The 16,687-nt window shown below is 65.1% G+C and carries 12 protein-coding genes; 6 read left to right on the forward strand and 6 right to left on the reverse strand.

Features of this window, described 5'->3' with window-relative positions:
- Positions 1-6: 6 nt before the first annotated feature.
- The 6 genes from A4249_RS08595 to flgK all read right to left on the reverse strand — a co-directional run bounded on the left by A4249_RS08595 (position 7) and on the right by flgK (position 7,944).
- Positions 7-783, reverse strand: a complete 777-nt coding sequence (locus A4249_RS08595; RefSeq protein WP_055804373.1) for an ABC transporter ATP-binding protein — start codon at positions 781-783, stop codon at positions 7-9.
- Positions 780-1,895 carry an MlaE family ABC transporter permease gene (locus A4249_RS08600; RefSeq protein WP_066551983.1) on the reverse strand — a complete coding sequence of 372 codons (1,116 nt, stop codon included), beginning with the start codon at positions 1,893-1,895 and terminating at the stop codon, positions 780-782. Before A4249_RS08600 ends, A4249_RS08595 begins: the two co-directional genes overlap by 4 nt.
- Before the next feature lie 228 nt (positions 1,896-2,123).
- A complete protein-coding gene (locus tag A4249_RS08605; RefSeq protein WP_066551985.1) occupies positions 2,124-3,578 on the reverse strand; it encodes a UdgX family uracil-DNA binding protein in 1,455 nt (484 codons plus the stop codon).
- Positions 3,578-4,816, reverse strand: coding sequence for a putative DNA modification/repair radical SAM protein (locus A4249_RS08610; RefSeq protein WP_066551986.1), 1,239 nt, complete (start codon positions 4,814-4,816; stop codon positions 3,578-3,580). Before A4249_RS08610 ends, A4249_RS08605 begins: the two co-directional genes overlap by 1 nt.
- Positions 4,817-4,882: 66 nt before the next feature.
- The gene (locus tag A4249_RS08615; RefSeq protein ID WP_055754756.1) at positions 4,883-5,848 is read right to left on the reverse strand and encodes a flagellin; all 966 of its coding nucleotides are present in this window, start codon (positions 5,846-5,848) and stop codon (positions 4,883-4,885) included.
- Positions 5,845-7,944, reverse strand: coding sequence for a flagellar hook-associated protein FlgK (flgK, locus tag A4249_RS08620; RefSeq protein ID WP_231868675.1), 2,100 nt, complete (start codon positions 7,942-7,944; stop codon positions 5,845-5,847). The genes A4249_RS08615 and flgK overlap by 4 nt, the downstream gene beginning before the upstream one ends.
- A 405-nt stretch (positions 7,945-8,349) precedes the next feature.
- On the opposite strand from flgK, the gene A4249_RS17050 reads away from it, so the two are divergent.
- The 6 genes from A4249_RS17050 to A4249_RS08650 all read left to right on the forward strand — a co-directional run bounded on the left by A4249_RS17050 (position 8,350) and on the right by A4249_RS08650 (position 16,594).
- Complete coding sequence (locus A4249_RS17050; protein WP_257722449.1) at positions 8,350-10,284, forward strand: flagellar hook-length control protein FliK; 1,935 nt, start codon at positions 8,350-8,352, stop codon at positions 10,282-10,284.
- Between the two features lie 4 nt (positions 10,285-10,288).
- Positions 10,289-11,017, forward strand: coding sequence for a flagellar hook assembly protein FlgD (locus tag A4249_RS08630; protein WP_066551989.1), 729 nt, complete (start codon positions 10,289-10,291; stop codon positions 11,015-11,017).
- A gap of 48 nt (positions 11,018-11,065) precedes the next feature.
- Positions 11,066-12,823, forward strand: a complete 1,758-nt coding sequence (gene flgE, locus A4249_RS08635; RefSeq protein WP_055754753.1) for a flagellar hook protein FlgE — start codon at positions 11,066-11,068, stop codon at positions 12,821-12,823.
- Between the two features lie 172 nt (positions 12,824-12,995).
- A complete protein-coding gene (sciP, locus tag A4249_RS08640; protein WP_026108337.1) occupies positions 12,996-13,280 on the forward strand; it encodes a CtrA inhibitor SciP in 285 nt (94 codons plus the stop codon).
- A 91-nt stretch (positions 13,281-13,371) separates the two neighbouring features.
- A complete protein-coding gene (gene mnmA / locus A4249_RS08645) occupies positions 13,372-14,583 on the forward strand; it encodes a tRNA 2-thiouridine(34) synthase MnmA (RefSeq protein ID WP_066551990.1) in 1,212 nt (403 codons plus the stop codon).
- 85 nt (positions 14,584-14,668) lie between these two features.
- Positions 14,669-16,594, forward strand: a complete 1,926-nt coding sequence (locus A4249_RS08650) for a S9 family peptidase (protein ID WP_066551991.1) — start codon at positions 14,669-14,671, stop codon at positions 16,592-16,594.
- The last annotated feature ends 93 nt before the right edge of the window (positions 16,595-16,687 follow it).

Below are 16,687 nucleotides of genomic sequence, written 5' to 3' on the forward strand. Positions count from 1 at the left end.
CTCTCCTCAGGCGGCAGACTTGGTGGCTGCGCGTCCGCGCGGCCCCAGGAAATATTCTTTGATCCACGGATGGTCGGAGCCTTCCAGCTCCTGCACCGTGGCCTTTTCCACGACCCGCTTGTCCGCCAGCACCGCCACCTTGTCACAGATGGCGTAGAGCGTATCGAGGTCGTGGGTGATCATGAAGACGGACAGACCCAGGTCGTCCGCCAGTTGCCGGATCAGATCGTCGAACGCGGCCGCGCCGATGGGATCCAGACCCGCCGTCGGCTCGTCCAGAAACACCAGTTCCGGGTCCAGCGCCAACGCACGCGCCAGGCCGGCGCGCTTCTTCATGCCGCCCGACAGCTCGGCGGGCTTCAGGTGGTGGTGCTCGGGCTTGAGGCCCACCATGGCGATCTTGAGTTCGGCAAGTTCATAGATAATCGCTTTGGGCAGCTTGGTGTGCTCGACCAGAGGCGAGGCGACGTTCTCCAGCACGCTCAGCGACGAGAACAGCGCACCCTGCTGAAACAAGATGCCGGTGCGGCGCTCGATGTCCGCCGACTGATCGTCGGTCAGGGTCGCACGGTCGTAGCCCAGCACCTTCACCGACCCGCCCTCGGGCTCTTTCAGTCCGATGATGGTGTTCAGCAGGACGGTCTTGCCCGCGCCCGATCCGCCGACGACGCCCAAGACTTCGCCGCGCACCAGGTCGAGGTCGAGGTTTTCGTGGATGGTGCGCTCGCCGAACTGGCTCAACAGGCCGCGCACCTCGATCAGGTTTTCTGGTGCTTCGGTCATATGTTCAGCTCCAGGAAGACCAGGGCGAACACGGCGTCCAGAAAGATGATGGCGAAGATGGCTTGCACCACGGCGGCCGTCACGCGCCGGCCGAGGCTTTCGACATCGCCGGCGACCGACATGCCCTGACGGCAGCCGATGGCGGCGATCACCAGGGCGAACACCGGCGCCTTCACCAGACCGACCATCAGATGCTGGGCCATGGTGCCATCCTCGACCAGACGCTGGAAGAAGAAGGACGGACCGAGATTCAGCGAGCTCCAGCACACGACCAGACCGCCGACCAGGCCGCCGATCATGCCCATAAAGGTCAGCAGCGGCAGCATCAGCACCAGAGACGCGACGCGCGGGATCACCAAGGCCTGGAACGGATTGACGCCCATGACCTGCATGGCGTCGACCTCCTGGTTCATCCGCATCGATCCGATCTCGGCCGCAAAAGCCGAAGCCGAACGTCCAGCCAACAAGACCGAGGCGATCACCACGGCGAACTCGCGGAACATGGCGACGCCGATCAGCTGAACCGCAAACACTTGGGCGCCGAAGTCTGTCAACAAATCCACGCCGATGAAGGCGATGACGGCGCCGATGAAGAAGTTGGTGATCATGACGATCGGAATGGCGTCCAGCCCAGCCCGCTCGGCCTGACTGACCCAGGCCGGCCAGCGGATGCCGCCGGGATGTTTGGCGGCTTCCACGACAGCAGCCATCAGCCGACCCAGGAAGGCCAGCGACAACATGCCCTCGCCGCCGAAATCGTACACGCCACGGCCGATCTTGGCGAAGGTGCGAACGAAGGCGCTGGGGCGTTTCGGCGCCGGAGCGCTCTCGCGCTCCAGCAGCTCGATCATGTGATAGATGCGACCGGCCTCCGGTCGATCCTTCCACTGGCTCTTGGACAGGCGGCCGCTTGAGGCCTGCACCAAAGCCAGTGCGCCGGCGGTATCGAAGCGACCGAGATCGGAGGTGTCGATGCTGGCGATATCGCGGCCTTCCAGATCGCGGCTCAGCTCCGTCGGCAGACGACCGAGCGCCGTGGTCGTCCAGTCGCCGGTCAGGCGCAGACGGGCCTCGCCATCTCTATCGACGATTTCGTATGCGGCCGTGTTCATCGCGCCCCTGAAGACCGGTCTGACATCGCGATTTTCCCCTGACCCTCTGAACAGACAGCCGAAATCTCTGCCGCGCTAATGGTCAAGCCGGCATTCGATGTCAACGCGCGATGACATTCGCGCGGATGTTTGTCGATCAACCGTGTCGAGATCGCCTCCCCCGATGAAACGTCCAACGGTCACGCTGGCGCTGATGCCAAACGCGGCCGAACGGGATTCGTTCTCGCGTCACCTCATACGACGCTGCACGGCCGCCAGATCTTCAATGAACAACCGCCTCGCCTCGGACTTCGCCGCCTCGTCCGACAGACGCAGCAGATAGGAGGGGTGGACCGTCAGTACGACGGTCGATCCGTCGCTCAGGTCGATCGGCGCGCCGCGTTCCTGCATCACAGCCGGCTTGCGACCCAGCAACGCCAGACCCGCCGTCGCCCCCAGGGCCAGCACGACCTGCGGCTTGATCAGCCTTCGCTCCGAGTCCAGCCACCAGCGGCAGGCCTGAACCTCGCCCGCATTCGGCGTCTTGTGCAGGCGACGTTTGCCGCGCGGCTCGTGTTTGAAGTGTTTGACCGCGTTGGTGACATAGACGTCGGATCGATCAATGCCGGCCTCGGCCAGGGCTGCGTTCAGCACCTGTCCCGCCGGCCCGATGAAGGCGCGGCCTGCCAGATCCTCCTGATCGCCGGGCTGTTCGCCGACGATCATCAGACGCGCCGACTTCGGCCCCTCCCCGCACACGCCTTGCGTCGCGTCGCGGTAAAGCGGGCAACGGCGACAGGCCTGAACGCCGCCTGCGACATCGTCTAGGTTTTCGGGCACGGCCTCGGCGTCGGGACGCGCCAAATGGAGGTCAGGCGCGACGGCGCGCGCGAAACGCGGATTGGGCTGAGGAGACGGCGTGGCGACCATGGTCTCGGTTCGAACCGACGAGGCCGCGACCAGTTCCGGGATCAGGGCGGCTTCCGGCAGGTTCTTCCAGTAGGACTTGGCCATCTCTCCCTGCATCGTCTTCACCTTCAGCCGCGCGGGATTGAAGGTCGAGGCGTAGTAGGTCTTCCAGAAATCCTCGATCTCGTCTTCGGCCGGCGCCATGTCGCGGGTGGCTGGCGGGCCGAACCGCAAGGCTTCTCCATCCCAAAAGGCCGAACCATCCGGCGTCAGGATCGACCAGCGCATGGTCGTGAACCGCCGCTGGAAGAAGGGCGCGGTCTTTTCCAAAACCCGATGCGGCGGCTCGAACCACGCCACCCAAGCTTCGCCCAAATCGTCATGCACCTGGCGAAAGCGAACGAAGGCCTTCATCTTGTGCGAGGCGCGGCTGACATTCTTGACCCGCTCCAGCGAGTCGGCGACGTCGCGGTCCGAAATGACCTTGATCAGGTCCGGCTCATCCTTCAGCCGCCACAGCAGCCGATACATCAGATCGAAACGGTCAGCGGATCGATGCAGGATCAGGTTCTGGGCTAGGTCCACGAACTCTTTCGGGACGTTGAAAGCTCTGCGCTCATCTGGCGTCGGCGACGCCTCTTCGGCAATCGGCTGATCGAAAAGCCCGCCCTGTTCCATCGTCCCCGCCACGACGAACCGCGCCGCCGCAGGCTCCACACCCGCCAATCGAAACGCGCGCGCCGCCTTCCGCCAGCCGTCGAAGTCCGTCTCACCGTCCAGCATCACCACCGCCATCAGAACAGGCTCAACTGCTCGGGCGTGCGGCTGGTCACGCGCGCCTTGAGGTCCGCCGCATCCGTCAGACCGCCTGGCGTCCAGTCCAGCGCCGTGATGAAGGGCCGAATCTTGGCCACCGATCGCGTCAGTCGTCCGACGTCCTCCAGCCGCAGGGTCCGATAGCGGCGCACCGAGACGATCCGGTCCACCGCCTTCACGCCCAGCCCCGGCACACGGAGCAGCATCTCGCGCGGCGCGCGGTTCACATCGACGGGGAACTGCTCGCGCTTGTTCAGAGCCCAAGCCAGTTTGGGGTCGACCGCCAGATCGAGCATGCCGTTCGATGCCCCCTCGCCAATCTCCGGCGCGGAGAAGCCATAGAACCGCATCAACCAATCGGCCTGATACAGCCGATGCTCACGCATCAGCGGCGGCTTGGACAGCGGCAGGATCGAACTGGCGTCCGGGATGGGGCTGAACGCCGAATAATAGACGCGACGCAGGCCGTAACCGCCGTAGAGCGAGGCGCTGCGATCCAGGATTTCCGTATCCGGCGCGCCGTCGGCGCCGATGATCAGCTGGGTGCTCTGGCCGCCCGGCGCGAACTTCGGCGGCTTGATCTTTTCACGTTTGGCCGGCTTGGCCGCCTCGACGCCCAGGCGCACCTGGCTCATCGCCTTTTTAATGACCCCGACATCCTTTTGTGGCGCAAGTCGCGCCAGCGCCTCGTCGCGTGGAAGCTCGATATTGGCCGACAGGCGGTCGGCATACAGTCCCGCCATCTCCACCAGCTTCGGATCCGCCTCCGGAATCAGCTTCAGATGAATGTAGCCCCGGAAATCGTGGACTTCCCGCAGCGTCTTGGCCACCAGGACCAGCTGCTCCATCGTATAGTCGCCGGATCGAATGATGCCCGACGACAGAAAGAGGCCCTCGATATAGTTGCGCTTGTAGAAGTTGAGCGTCAGGTCGACGACCTCGTCGATATCGAACCTTGCGCGCTCCACGTTCGACGACACGCGATTGATGCAATAGGCGCAGTCGTAGATGCAGAAGTTGGTCAGCAGGATCTTGAGCAGACTGATGCATCGACCGTCCGGCGTATAGGCGTGACAGATGCCCATGCCCTCGGTCGAGCCGATCCCCTTGCCGCCGACGGAGTTTCGTTTCGACGTTCCGGACGACGAACACGAGGCGTCATACTTGGCGGCGTCAGCCAGAACGGAGAGTTTTCGACGCAGATCGAGACGGGCCATCGTTCATGATACGTTCCAGAACGGTGTTTGGTCCAGCGTTGCCGTTTTCTTTTTCGAAACGACGACTTAACGCAGCAGATTGAGCAGCGACGTGCTCTTCAGCGAGTTGATGATCTGGGCCGAAGCCTCGATCGCCACCTGCGCCATCTGCAGGTCCGTGATCGCCCTTGCCGGATCATAGCCGGACTTGTCCTGCATCATCTTCTGCAGGGCGGTCTTCTGATTTTCCTGGGCGTCCAGCGCCGTCTCGACGTGGTTCTGGATCAGACCGTTTTTGGCCGTCTGGTTCGTCAGTCCCGCATTCGCCTTGTCCAGTTCGCCCATCTGCGCCTTCAAAAACGCGGTGACGTTGGCGTCCGGCTGTCCCGTCAGCGTGCCCGCGCCGGCTGGCGTATAGGTCACGCCGCCGACGGTCACCGCCGCGCCGTTCTGGAAGGCCTGAATGTTGCGAAACACCTCAGTCAGCGGCCCGCCGATCTCGCTGGCCAGAAACCCGGTCTCGACCGTGGTCTTTTCGTCGATACGCGACTTCTGCTTCAAGGTGTCGTTGGCGAAGGTCGCGGCGGTGGACGCCGCCGCCGTCAAATCGGCCATGGTTGCAGCCGTGGCGGGAGCGATGTCGCTTTGACCGCCCGCAAACAGGTACGAGCCCTGGTGTTCCGCGTTCAGCCCCCCCTGCACCGTCTGATAGTTCAGACCGAGCTCGACCATCAGATTGTCGATCCGCCCGGCGGCTAGACTATTAGCGATGGCCTCGCGCGCCGCATTACCGCCTTCGTAGATGCGGCTCATGGCCAGATCCTGGGCGCTCAGTCGCGCCTTCACGGCCTCGCCGGTGGAGATGAAGCCCTCCAGTCGCGCCTGGGTCGACGTCAGGCTGGTCAGTTGCTCTGCGCCTCGGCCGTAGCCGGACATGTCGGTGGCGATCTTCTCGCTATCGATCCGCTCCTGCGCCTGCTGCGCGCGGCCTTGCGCGTTCATCAAACTGAGCAAGGCCGACTGGTAGTTCCCGTGGGTCGCGACGCGCGTCATTGCAGGATTCCGATCAGTACGTCGTACATGTCCTTGCTCGCCTGGATCAGGCGCGCAGAGGCGTTATAGGCTTGCTGGAAGGTGGTCATATTGACCAGTTCCTCGTCCATGTTCACGCCTTCGGCCGAGGTGCGGCGACTGTCCGCCTCCTTGGCCAGGGCGCTTGCCGTTTCGCTGCGGGTCTTGGCGGCCGAGGCCTTGCCGCCGATCTCGCCGGCGAAGTCCGCTGCATAGGACGACAAGGTCTTGGTCCCGCCTGCATTGCCGCCGGCTGCGGCGAAAGCGATGTTCTTCTTGCCCACATCCCCCAGCGCCAGGCCGCCGCGCCCATCATTCTTGCTCAGCGCCGGCGTCCCCGCCGCGGCCGACAGGTTCAGTTGCGCCAGGGCCAGCTTTCCGGGGTCCTGCTGGATGTCGCTGCGCAACGTATAGGCGCCCGCCCGGGTCGATCCCATCGCGCCCAGGCCGAACAGTTGCGACATTGAAAGGCCGGACGGATCCTGGGTCGTATTGTCCTTCACGACGCTCATCGACGTCGCCGACGCGTCGTAAGCCTTGAATGACAGTTTGCCCGCCGCATCCAGGCTGAAGGCGCCATAGCGGCCAACGCCGGTGATGGGATCGTTCAGCGCGCCCAACATCTCGCCCATCGTTCCCGTCCCGGCGGGCACGGACACGGTGATGTCGCGAAGACGCGCGCCGGACGGACCGGCAAAGCGCAAGGTCAGGCTCTCGCCTGGATCGAACCCATGCTGAGACGTCAGAGTCAGGCCCGTCTCGTAGAAGGTCGGCGTGGTCGTGGCGACCAGGTCGTTCAGGCCGAACCAGTGCGAAAATCCACGCCCGCCCTTCGTGCTGGGCGAGGTCGCATCGTCGGCGATGGCCACACCGTTTCCACCCGCCCCGTCCAGGCGCAGTTGGCCGTCCGAGAAGCTCGCCGTCGCCGTGCCGCCTAGCTGGGCGTTCAGCACGCTGAGGAAGGTGGTCGGATCCGCGGCGGCGCCGTTGATCGTCATTGTGCCGCCGGAAAAGACGATCCGGGCCGAGGCCTGCACCACGCCCGACGCATTGACCGCCGAGATGGTCGTCGTGCCGGTGAAGCCGGTCAGGGCGTTCTCCAGCGACTGGCCGGTGTTGCGCCCCGTCAAGGTGGTCGGTGCAGGAACGCTGCTGTTTGCGTTATGGGCGCGGTTCAGTTCGTCCGCGAGTTTGGCCGTCAACTCACCCAGGCGCGCGGCGACCGCCGGCGCATCGACATCGCGCATCTCGACCAGACCCCGGATCTGACCGGACGACACGCCGTCCAACAGCGGCCAGCGCGTGCCGCTGGGCTCGGTGATCATGATGTCCGAGAAGGCCGTCATGGCGTCCACAGTGCCGGCCGCCTGGTACGACAGCGTCGCCGCCCCCTCGCCCACCAGGGTCGTGCCTGTGTTGGTGCGCAGCGTCACGCCGCCGTTCGAGCGCGCCTCGACCTTCACATCCATATATTTGGACAGTTCGTTGATCAGGCCGAGCTGGGCGTTCTGGGCGCCCGTCACATCCTCGTTCGTCACCGTGCCGGCGGCGATGGTCTTGTTCAGCTTGGCGATCTGTTCCAGCAGAGGATTGACCGTCTCGACCGCGCTCAGCAGCCGGCCGTCCGCCTCCTGACGCGCTGACTCGATCTGGGACGCGATGCCGGCGGCCTGATTGAAGATCGCCTGGGTCTTGTAGATGGTATCCTGACGCCCGGCCGAGGACGTCGGGCTTTCGGCTAGGGTCGCATAGGTGGCGAACAGCTTGTCGACCTGAGCGAAGAAGTTGGTGTCGCTGCTGGGATCGCCGAACTGGTTCTGGATCTGGTCGTACAGCTCATAGCGCACGGTCTGGCGCGCGGCGTCCGCCCCGGCGCTGAGGCTGGCCGCCTGCAGGAAACGGTCTGTCGCCAGACGCACCCGCGTGACGTCGACACCCGAACCATAGCCATTGGTGACGGCGGCCGACTGATCGGCGACCTTGCGGATGTATCCGGGCGTATCGACGTTGGCGATATTGTCGGCGGTGACGCGCAACTGCGACTGGGCGGTCTTCAGCCCCGACGTCGCAATGTTCATGATCGAGTTCAGCGACATTGACGCGTCTCCCCCGCCCTACCCGGCAAGCCCTGCACTGTCGCGCGCAGTTCTTGCCCAGCCACGCGCCGGCCCCGCTCATGCAGAGCGTTGTTTTTCAACAAGATCACAGATCGGTCGGCCGTCATGATCGCAATGAGGCGCAAACACCGGGCCAACCGCGCCAGGGCGTATCCCGACGGTCGGCGGCAGGATCGTCGCAGCCGGGCAAAAAATGGCGATAGCGCGGCAATAACGACCGTCACCCCTCATTCCGCCTGAACTCGGCACAGCAGTCCATATTGTTTTCATTGATCTAATTTCATGGCCCGACCCTTGCGTTGATGGCGGCGAACCCTTGGGCGCAGCAGGCGCCGTCGACTCCTTCCTGAAAGCCGCCGCGCTTCCATGTCCATCGCTTCCGCCCTGTTTGCGCCCGCCGCCCCGGTTTCGACCGGGACGACGACGGCTGCCTCGGGCGCGGAAACGAACGAGGCCGGCCTGTTCTCCAGCAAGATCGCCGTCGTCCTCGACGCCGGCTTGGGCGGCGCGACGAACGAGACGTCTGCACCTGCCAGCCGCCTGACGACGGCCAAGGCTTTCAGCCTGGTGCAGCCGCAAACCTTCGAAGCCGCAGCGGTCGTATCGGCAGACGCTACAGTCGCGACCGACACCGTCATCGACGAAGCCACGCCGCCGCTCGAAACGACGATGCCGTTGCTCACGCTCTCGGACGAACCGGCTATTGATGGCGACGACGCGAACGAAGCCAGCGATGTGAGCGTGCCGGTCGTTGCCGCTCTCCTCGCGCCTCAAACGTCGGCGGTCGCACCTCTGGCGTCGCTCACGCCTCAGCCCACCGTCGAGCAGGCGGCGACAGACCAATCCTCGGCCACTGACACCGCAAAGGCATCGTCAGAGACGCCTGCGCCCGTGGACATTATCGCGACGCTGAACACGGCCCCCTCCATCGTCGCCCCGACGCAAGACAAAGCCGAGCCTGCTCCCACCGCTTTCGTGTCGGCATCGACGACGAACTCGGAGCCTGTTCGCGCAGATGCCGCCAAGGCCGAGACCGTCGCCGCACCGGAGGCCGCCAAACCTGTCGCGGACGTTCGGCCGCCCGTCATTGCGCCGCTCATGACTGCGGATGCCTCGACACCTATGCCGGGCGCTGTTCAAAAGGCGCTGGAAGACACTGCCGCTGATATCGGTGATGCGAAGCTCGACCTGACAGCGCCGCTGAAAGCGTCATCGGAAGCCGCCGCAGCTCGCGTCGCTCAACCCAAGACGGCTGAAACGGCCTCGACCGATCCGGCGACTGTGAGGGTTGCCCAGGACATCGCCAGCCCAGACGGCCAGACCGCGCAATCCGACAGCGCCAAACCTGCCGCCGCATCGCCCATCGCACAGGTCATGGCGGCCGCGAAGATTTCGGCCGCTCAGGTTCAAGTCGCCGTCCAGGCGCCAAAACCCGCGCTGATGGTCCCTACCGATGTCGCCGCCGCCGTGGTCGCAGCCGATCTGTCGATCGACACCGATCAAGTCGCCGCCGATCAGCCAGCCGAGGCGACCATCGGCGACAAGACGCCCGTGACCACCCAGGCCGGACCGTCGCTCAGACCCGCTCGTCACGAACTGGCGCAACAGACCAGCAACGCGGCGCAGGCGCCGGCCCAGACCGAAGCCGCCGGTACAGAACCGACCGCGCCCGCCAAGCCCGAGATCGCCGCCGCGCAACCCACCGTCCAGCCGGTGAAGGTTGCAGACGCAGCGGTCGCCGCGACGCCTGCTCCCGTCGCCGCCCTCGACGCCGCACCGACCGCAGCTGCACCCACAGACACCCAAGCGGTTCAGCAGGCCGCTGCACCCAGCCATGATCTCGGCCTGTCCACCCTGTCGCGCGCCACCGTCGAGACCACCGCCCAGCTCGCCGCCCAGATCGCCCGCCGCCTGGACAGTCGCTCCACCCGGTTCGACATGGTGCTGACGCCCGAAGACCTGGGCCGCGTGGATGTCAGCCTTGAAATCGGCAAGGACGGCCAGCTGTCCGCCCGTTTGGCCTTCGACAACCCCGCCGCCGCCGCCGACCTGAAGGGTCGCGCCGACGAACTGCGTCGCCAGCTTCAGGAGGCCGGATTCCAGGTCGCGGGCGACGCGCTCGACTTCTCGCAACGCGATCCGTCAACGGGCGGCGGCGCCTTCGAGCGCCAGCAGCAGCGCAACGCCTTGTTCGCCGGCGGCTCTCACCTCGCGGCCCAGGCCGACATGCCCATCGTCCCGGCGCCCGGCGCCTGGATCAACCATTCCCTGACGCCTGACCGCGTCGATCTGAAGGTCTGACCCCATGGTCGACGCCGTCACAACCTCCGCCGCAGCGGGCCGCATCACCGGCGGCACCAAGGCCTTGGCCTCGAACTTCGAGACCTTCCTGACCCTGCTGACCACGCAGATGAAGAACCAGGATCCGCTGTCGCCACTGGACTCCAATCAGTTCACGGCCCAGCTGACCCAGATGGCCGGCGTGGAGCAGCAACTGCTGACGAACGACCTGCTGACCAGCCTGCTGGCCGCCCAGGCCGGCGGCGGTCTGGATAACGCCGCCAACTACATCGGCAAGAGCGTCACCGCCGCCTGGACCGCCACCGAGTTCAACGACGGCAAGGCCACCTGGGCCTACGAACTGGGCGCCGACGCGGACAAGGCCGCCTTGCAGGTCGTCGACAGCAAGGGCGTCGTCGTCTGGGAAGGCGCCGCGCCCGACAAGACGTCCGGCCTGCATACCTTCTCCTGGGACGGCAAGCTGAAGGACGGCGGCACGGCCGAAGACGGCGGCGTCTACACGCTGAAGGTCGCCGCGACCGACGCCACCGGCGCCAAGGTCGACGCCCAGGCCCTGATCCAGGGCCGGGTCACCGGCGTCGAGATGTACAACGGCGCGCCGTATCTGGTGATCGGCGACTCCATCCTTCCGCTCTCGACCGTGATCTCGCTGAACGAGATCAAGGCCCAGGCGGCAAACGATACCGACGATACGGAGAATCCGAACGTCCCCACCGAGGAGGCGGCCGCATGATGCGATCCGCCGCCTTCCCGATGACCTCTATTTAAGGAGCGTTCTTCCATGAGCCTCAACAGTGCAATGCTGGCCGGCGTGTCCGGCCTGGCCGCCAACTCCGCCGCCCTGGCGGCGATCTCGCAGAACATCGCCAACGTAAACACCGTTGGCTACAAGCGCACGGCCAGCGAGTTCCAGACCCTGGTCAACAGCCAGACCGCATCGGGCGGCAGCTACTCTGCCGGCGGCGTGACCACCAACACCCGCTCCTATGTCAGCCAGGAAGGTCAGCTTCAGCGTACGACCTCCAGCACCGACCTCGCCGTCAACGGTCAGGGTTTCTTCGTCACGACGACGCAGGCCGAGAACGTCGGCGCGACCGACACCCGCCTGTTCACCCGCGCCGGCGCCTTCACCGTCGACAAGCAGGGCTATCTGAAGAACAGCGCCGGCTTGTATCTCCAAGGCTGGCCGGTGGACTCCAACGGCGAAATCTCCACAGATCCCTCCGACCTTTCGCGCCTGCGCTCGATCAACATCGGCTCGGTCGGCGGCACCGCCGAACCGACCACTCGCGTCCAGATCAACGCCAACCTGCGTTCGAGCCAGGAATCGTCCTCCGCGGCCAGCGCCCAGTCCTACAAGGGCGTGTCCGATACGGCGACGCCGGCCGTGACCCACGACGTGTCGGTCCGCTACACCCGCACCGGCGCCAACAGCCACGATCTGGTGATCAAGTCCGGTTCGCAGAAAGTCGATGCTTCGGCGACCTTCGACCCGACCACCGGCGCCATCACCGGGCTGACGATCAACGGCGCGAACGCCGGCTCGGCGACCGCGATCGGCACGCCGCCGACCCAGATCCAGTTCACGCCGGCCAGCGGCCCCGCCTATACGCTCAACCTTTCGGACGTCGGCCTGGGCAACGAAAACGTCGCCAAGACGAAGTACGACCCGTCGGTCAACTCCATGGCGATGTACAACGCCGACGACGACAACCCTGTCGGCGTGAAGCCAGACTTCAAGATGAACATCCCGGTTTCGGACTCCAAGGGCGGCCAGCGCAACCTGGAACTCCGCTTCCTGAAGAGCGACGAACCGAACATCTGGTATGCGGAAATCGTGTCCGTGCCGGCCAGCGACGTGATCGCAGGCGCGCCCTACGCCAACGGCCAGATCAAGACCGGCAAAATCGCCTTCACGCCGTCGGGTCGCCTGGACGTCGATACGATGAAGGCCTGGCCTGCGGGCACGGGTCTGTTCGACGACCCAACCATGGCGACGTTGGACTTCGGCAAGTCCGATCCAAACAATCTGACCATGCCGGCCGGCCAGGTGGCCTGGGCCGACGGTCTGGGCATCGCCGCCCAAGCCGTCACGCTGGACCTCAACACCTCGGCCGGCGGTCTCAGCCAGCTGAACACGGCCTCGGTCGTCCAGTCGACGGTCACCAACGGCACGGCGTTCGGCAATCTGAGCGAGATCAAGATCGACGAGGGCGGCTTCGTCACCGCCATCTTCGACAATGGCGTCATGCGCCGCATCGCCCAGGTCGCGGTCGCCACCTTCCCCAGCCCCGACAGCTTGCGTGAAGTGTCGGGCAACGCCTACGCCGTCAGCCTTCAGTCCGGCACCTTCAACCTGAAGGCGGCGGGAACGGGCGGCGCGGGCGAGATCGCGGCCAAGCAGCTGGAGTCCTCAACCGTCGATCTGTCGGCCGAGTTCACCGGCCTGATCACCACCCAGCGCGCCTATTCCGCCTCGTCCAAAATCATCACCACGGCCGATGAAATGCTGGCCGAGCTGATCAACATCAAACGCTGATCGGCGAGTAAGTAAGCGTTAGTCTCGATGAATCGTCGCGCAAGCAAGGTTTACAGAGTCGTTCGGGAAGGGGCGGAAGTTATCCGTTCCTTCACCACGACCCTTAAACGGACCTTAGTCGGGGACGCCTACCTTCATGACACTACGGTGTTGGTGAAAGAGGCATAAGCCCATGTTGCAAGAGCGACGCCTTAATAGCAAAGGCGAACAATACGTGGTCGGACCGACTGGCACGCCCCTGACCCTCAACGACCTGCCGCCGTCCAACACGGACCGGTGGGTGATCCGGCGCAAGGCCGAGGTCGTCGCCGCCGTTCGCGGCGGCCTGCTCAGCCTCGACGACGCCCTGGCGAAATATCGTCTGACGGCCGAAGAGTTCCTGGCCTGGCAGAAGGCCATCGACAAATGGGGCATGCAGGGCCTGCGCACGACGCGGATCCAGAGCTACCGCTCCTGAGGGTTTCCCCGAAGACGTTAAGGGCCGCATCCGGCGACGGGTGCGGCCCTTTTCGTTTGCGGGCCTCGAAATCGCGCCGGTTCCGCACTAAATGGCCGCGATGACCCTGGTCGAAGATTGCTGCCCCGTTCCCGACATCGCCCGCACCGACATGGATGCGGCGGTGGAGAGCGCGCGGGCGGCGGTCGGCTTGCCGATCGGCGCGCGCGTGGTGGCAGCCATGTCAGGCGGTGTGGATTCCACAGTCGTCGCGGCCCTGCTGCACAAGGCCGGCTATGACGTCGTCGGCGTGACGCTGCAGCTCTACGACCACGGCGCGGCTTTGAAGAAAAAGGGCGCCTGCTGCGCGGGTCAAGACATTCACGACGCGCGTCTGGCCGCCGACATGATCGGCATTCCACACTATGTCTTGGACTATGAGAGCCGATTCAAGGATGCGGTGATCGACCAGTTCGCCGACTCCTATCTGAAAGGCCAGACGCCGGTCCCCTGCATCCGCTGCAATCAGACCGTCAAGTTCCGCGACCTGCTGGACGTGGCCCGCGACCTGGGCGCCGAGGCGATGGCGACGGGTCACTACGTCCGCCGCGCCGTCGCCGGCAACCGCTCGCAGATGCGCAAGGCGATCGACCATTCGCGCGACCAATCCTATTTCCTGTTCGCCACGACCCAGGACCAGTTGGACTATCTGCGCTTCCCCCTGGCCGATCTAGAAAAGCCACAGGTGCGCGGCGTCGCCGCCGAACTGGGTCTGAAGATCGCCGCCAAGCCGGACAGCCAGGACATCTGTTTCGTGCCGTCCGGGGACTATCGCACCCTGATCGACCGCCTGCGTCCGCAAGGGCGTGAGGCCGGCGAGATCGTGCATATGGACGGCCGGGTGCTGGGTCAGCACGCGGGCATCACCGACTACACCATCGGCCAGCGCCGGGGCCTGAACGTCGCCGTGGGCGAGCCGCTGTTCGTGACCAGGCTGGAGCCCGAAACCCGTCGCGTCATCGTCGGCCCGCGTGAAGCCCTGCTGACCGCCTCTCTGACTTTGGAAGAAACTAACTGGCTGGGCGACGAGGCCACCATCGTCGAGGCGGCCGAGACCAACATCCCGGTCCTGGCCCGTGTCCGCTCGACCCGGCAGCCCTCGCCGGCGCGCCTCGCCCTGATCGACGGCGATATCCGCGTCGTCTTCGACGATGGCGAAGAAGGCGTCGCGCCGGGCCAAGCCTGCGCCCTGTATGACCCGACGGACCCCGAACGCGTCCTGGGCGGCGGCTTCATCCGCGACACGACAGCGGTCGTCGTCTAACGACGATCCATTAAATCGAAGACAGTTTGCATCCGACGTGGTGTTCTGTCGCCTCCTCCGGTCATCCCACCGACGAGAGGCTCCGATGCGCACCACCGCCTGCCTGGTTTCCGTACTGGCCCTGATGGCCGCCCTTCCCGCCGCAGCCATGGCGCAAGCTGCCACGACCGCAGCGACAAGCCCGGCGACGCCGACCTATACGGCGGCCCAGTTCTTCGACACCGTTTCGTATGGTCTTGGCTACGGCGGGGCCAAGGCGTTCTCGCCGGACGGCAAGTCCGTGCTGATCCGGTCGGACAAGACGGGGGTCTTCAACGCCTATGCCCTGCCCATCGCCGGTGGCGACCCGGTCGCACTGACCAACTCGACCACGAGCGCGGTCAATCCCGTCAGCTATTTCCCCTCCGACGCACGCATCCTGTTCACCCAGGACGGCGGCGGCGACGAGCTGAGCCATCTGTTCGTGCGGACGCCGGACGGGGCGATCACCGACCTGACGCCTGGCGACAAGGTCAAGGCCGACTTCCTGAGCTGGAGCCAGGACGGCAAGACCTTCTTCGTCACGTCCAATGCACGCGACGCCTCGGCCTTCGATGTCATCACCTATGATGCGACCACCTATGCGCATCGGACGGTCTTCGAGAACACCGGCGGTTTCTCACCGGCCGCCCTCTCGCCGGACGGGCGGTGGCTGGTGCTGGACAAGGCGCTGACCAGCGCGAACAACGATCTCTATCTGGTCGACCTGACGACACCGGGCGAACCCAAGCTGCTGACCCCGCACGAGGGCAATGTCGCCTATACCGCCTTCGACTTCACGCCAGACTCGAAAGCCGTGCTGATCGGCACGGACCAGAACGGCGAGTTTCAGCAGGCCATTCGCCGCGATCTGGCGAGCGGCGCAAACACGCCGCTTATCCAAGCGGATTGGGACGTCAGCTTCGTCTTCTATTCGCCGAGCGGGCGTTACCGCGTCTCGGGCCTGAACGCCGACGCCAAGACCGAACTGACCCTGCTGGACGCCACGACCAGTCAGCCCGTCGCCCTGACCGGCCTGCCTGACGGCGACATCGGCAATGTCCGGTTTAGCGAGGACGAGAAGACCATCGCCTTCACCGTTTCGTCCGACACCTCGCCGGCCGATGTGTTCGTCGCCGACCTGACCACCGGGCGGGCCACCCGTCTGACCCATGCCCTCAATCCCGCAATCGACGAAAACGCGCTCGTCGAGGCCACCATCGTGCGATACCCTGGCGAGGGCGGCGTCATGATCCCCGCTGTGCTTTACAAGCCCAAGGGCGCGTCCGCCGCAAATCCCGCCCCGGCCATCGTGCTGGTCCACGGCGGTCCCGGCGGCCAGACCCGACGCGGCTATTCGGCCATGGTCCAGCACCTGGTGAACCATGGCTATGCTGTGTTGGGCGCCAACAACCGGGGCTCCTCCGGCTACGGCAAGACCTTCTTCCATCTGGACGACAAGAAGCACGGCGAGGCGGATCTGCGCGACATCGTCGCCGGCGGCGACTGGCTGAGACAGCAGGACTGGGTCGCCGACGATCAGGTCGCAGTGATGGGCGGATCCTATGGCGGATACATCACCGCCGCCGCCCTCGCCTTCCATCCTGACGCCTTTGCGGCGGGGGTGGACATCTTCGGCGTAACCAACTGGGTTCGGACGCTTGAGTCCATTCCGCCATGGTGGGGCGCCCAGCGCATCGCCCTTTATGACGAGATGGGTGATCCAGCCACCGACGCCGAGCGCCACCGCCGCATCTCGCCCCTGTTCCACACCGAAGGGATCAACAAGCCCCTTTTGGTCGTGCAGGGTGAGAACGACCCGCGCGTGCTGAAGGTCGAAAGCGACGAACTGGTCGCCGCCGTCCGCGCAAATGGCGTGCCGGTTGACTATGTCGTCTTCCCGAACGAAGGGCACGGCTTCACCCGCCGCGACAATCGCATCACAGCCCAAGACGCCTATCTGACCTTCCTCGACAAATACGTGAGGAAATAGCTTTCACGAGGACGGAGCGCGTTGTCCGACGCGCTCCGTCCGATCGATTGTGGAGACGATGTGGAATTATTGTGGACCTGCATCGAAGATTTG

It is taken from the genome of Brevundimonas sp. GW460-12-10-14-LB2, from assembly GCF_001636925.1.
In the GTDB taxonomy this organism is placed as follows: domain Bacteria; phylum Pseudomonadota; class Alphaproteobacteria; order Caulobacterales; family Caulobacteraceae; genus Brevundimonas; species Brevundimonas vesicularis.

Excerpts from the sequence above, each read along its gene's own strand:
- A4249_RS08595 (WP_055804373.1), bottom strand. The coding sequence starts at position 783 with ATGACCGAAGCACCAGAAAACCTGATCGAGGTGCGCGGCCTGTTGAGC.
- A4249_RS08600 (WP_066551983.1), bottom strand. The coding sequence starts at position 1,895 with ATGAACACGGCCGCATACGAAATCGTCGATAGAGATGGCGAGGCCCGT.
- A4249_RS08605 (WP_066551985.1), bottom strand. The coding sequence starts at position 3,578 with ATGGCGGTGGTGATGCTGGACGGTGAGACGGACTTCGACGGCTGGCGG.
- A4249_RS08610 (WP_066551986.1), bottom strand. The coding sequence starts at position 4,816 with ATGGCCCGTCTCGATCTGCGTCGAAAACTCTCCGTTCTGGCTGACGCC.
- A4249_RS08615 (WP_055754756.1), bottom strand. The coding sequence starts at position 5,848 with ATGACGCGCGTCGCGACCCACGGGAACTACCAGTCGGCCTTGCTCAGT.
- flgK (WP_231868675.1), bottom strand. The coding sequence starts at position 7,944 with ATGAACATTGCGACGTCGGGGCTGAAGACCGCCCAGTCGCAGTTGCGC.
- A4249_RS17050 (WP_257722449.1), top strand. The coding sequence starts at position 8,350 with ATGTCCATCGCTTCCGCCCTGTTTGCGCCCGCCGCCCCGGTTTCGACC.
- A4249_RS08630 (WP_066551989.1), top strand. The coding sequence starts at position 10,289 with ATGGTCGACGCCGTCACAACCTCCGCCGCAGCGGGCCGCATCACCGGC.
- flgE (WP_055754753.1), top strand. The coding sequence starts at position 11,066 with ATGAGCCTCAACAGTGCAATGCTGGCCGGCGTGTCCGGCCTGGCCGCC.
- sciP (WP_026108337.1), top strand. The coding sequence starts at position 12,996 with ATGTTGCAAGAGCGACGCCTTAATAGCAAAGGCGAACAATACGTGGTC.
- mnmA (WP_066551990.1), top strand. The coding sequence starts at position 13,372 with ATGGCCGCGATGACCCTGGTCGAAGATTGCTGCCCCGTTCCCGACATC.
- A4249_RS08650 (WP_066551991.1), top strand. The coding sequence starts at position 14,669 with ATGCGCACCACCGCCTGCCTGGTTTCCGTACTGGCCCTGATGGCCGCC.